This is a genomic window from Methanosarcina sp. A14, assembly GCF_001729375.1.
In the GTDB taxonomy this organism is placed as follows: domain Archaea; phylum Halobacteriota; class Methanosarcinia; order Methanosarcinales; family Methanosarcinaceae; genus Methanosarcina; species Methanosarcina barkeri.
On sequence record NZ_LZPK01000278.1, the window covers coordinates 1 to 2282 of the forward strand.

The following is a 2282-nucleotide window of genomic DNA, read 5'->3' on the forward strand; positions in this document are numbered from 1 at the left end:
GAGCTATTTCCTCAGAAAGAGAACGTATGCTCTGATTTCCTTGCGTGCGGAGAATTTCCAGAACATATCTTCGTCTGTCATTCTGGAGGACTCCAAAAATATCACTTTTTGATAACTGTGCTTGATGGCTCTGGATATCGGCTTTGATTTCCAGAGGATTGTTTACTGTCTCGCTCACTGTATCCCTCTAAAGCATAGATTAAACTATAGTATCGTTCTCTGAAATCAGGATTAACACTTTGAGCCTATCCCAGAACCGATCCCAGAACCGATCCCAAAACCCGAAATTGCGTTTCAGAATTGGATTCGGGATCAGCTTTTTATCTAGGAAAATAGTTTTGAAACTTTTACTGTTGAGAAAAATTGGTTTGGGATGAACTCTCTCATTGAGCCTGCTCAGATCACTGGAAATGTGATATAACCTATGGGATTAATATTGGAAATTTCCAGTTTATACTCCTTGAATTCAGTAGATCTGAGCTACTTTTATTGAGTGTTTTAAGATAGTTATTGGCAAATTAACGGGATTTTTGGGGTGGTAATAAAAGATTAACGTCATCATGCGGCTCTGCGTGTTTGAGGGCAAGTAACATACCATTAATAAGGCATGGGAAAAAGTAATGAGCCATTTTTGAGCTTTTTTTTGGAAACACTTTACTAATTTTCAGAGTAACATCAGATTCTTATATTATTTTTAACTGTGACATTTTTTAATACATTTTTTAATTTTAAACGATGTAGACCACCAGAATATAGAGCTTTAACATTAAAGAGAAAGTTAGCCAATGAATAAAAAAATTTAAAATGAGTATATATAGTTCTTGTTTTATTTACATGGATAAGTGTTATTGTTGAATATTATTCCTTGAATATTTTTTATCTCATCTGCATAACAGGAACCAAAACATTTTCAGCATGGAAAAAATAAGAGGTAGAATAGTGAAAGTATATAAGTGTCGAGAAAAATGTCGATTGTTGTTGATAGAGTGCCAGTGTATAATACAAAGTAAAAACATAATAAAAAGGAGTTGAAACACTGGAAACCATTTTTCTTAAACTTAAAAACATCTTAATAGACAGGTGGAAACTTCTTACCTTTGCATTTCTATTAATGATTGTTTTTTCTGGACTCTGGATGTATGAAGAATACACAGGAGTATCATATGAAGAAAAAAAAGTTATTTCCTATACGCAGCGTGGAAATTATACATATTCAGCTCCTGTAACTAAGCCAAATCCCCTCTACCCGGAAGGAACCAGGCTTGAGATGGGAAAACCGGCGTATTTTTTTACAGTATCTCCAACCATGGACGTTTCATTCATATACAGACTTGACGCCACAAGTTCTACTGACCTCAATGTGGAGGCTAAAACGATGATTGTGGCAAGTGACAAAGAGGGATATGGAGAAGAGCAGAATGGGGAAGGGCAAAAAATATTCTGGCAGAAGAGTTATCAGGTTGGCGATTCAAAAAGTGCTCATTTGAAAAATGCGGATGTCTTTACTTCTAATTTTACCTTAGATATACCTAAGATCCAGGAACAAACTAAAAAAATAGAGGATCAGTTGAATTATACTTCGAATCCGACGATAGAAATTGTTACTGTAATCAACTATGAAGGAAAAATAAATGGAAAAGATGTCACAGGTACACAAAATTTTGCCATCCCTGCCAACATTAGTTCTACTTATTATCAGATGCCTGAAGAACTTGGGTTTGTCAAAGACACGTATAAAAATATCAGAGTTCAAAAAGACCCTTCACCATCAACAATCAAATTTCCTATATTCTTATTCCTGTTAAATACAGTTCTAATAGGAGCGCTTATTCCCATCAGGAAAATGAAAAAAATTGATCCGGAATACATCAAAAAACTGGAAAACGAAAGTAAAAATTCATCTTTTAAAGAATTTATCAGTAAAGGCAAAATTCCCGAAAACAGGAGTTCTCTTCTACAGGTTGAAATTTCTTCACTCGAGGATCTTGTAAACGCTGCTTCTGATATGAATGAAAGGGTAATTCACGATGCCGGATCTGGAGAATATTTCATAATTCACAATGAAGCATTGTATATTTTTTGGGATAAAACTTCAAAAGAAAATATAAGATAGATAGTTCGAGATTGATATTAGGATTTTTTGAAGAGTAGTGTTATGAAACTTTTCTTTATTAGTATTATTATTTTGGGCATTGTTAACTAATTATAGCTATCTCTTTATTTCTATGTTTCATCAATAGAAGAACAGAGTACTTTAGCATATCAATACTCTTCGTATAACA

1 protein-coding gene and 1 pseudogene are annotated in these 2282 nt (G+C 33.8%); one reads left to right on the forward strand and one right to left on the reverse strand.

The features are described 5' to 3' along the window. Positions 1-1111 precede the first annotated feature (1111 nt). On the forward strand, positions 1112-2113 hold the full coding sequence (locus A9239_RS12905; RefSeq protein WP_048155861.1) for a DUF5305 family protein: 1002 nt from the start codon (positions 1112-1114) through the stop codon (positions 2111-2113). A gap of 82 nt (positions 2114-2195) precedes the next feature. On the opposite strand, the pseudogene A9239_RS19060 reads toward A9239_RS12905, so the two are convergent. Next, positions 2196-2282, reverse strand: a pseudogene (locus A9239_RS19060) (IS1 family transposase); the annotation flags it as partial.

What these genes read in the sequence shown, in the direction of transcription:
- A9239_RS12905 (WP_048155861.1), top strand. Translation starts at nt 1,112, where the DNA reads ATGATTGTTTTTTCTGGACTCTGGATGTATGAAGAATACACAGGAGTA.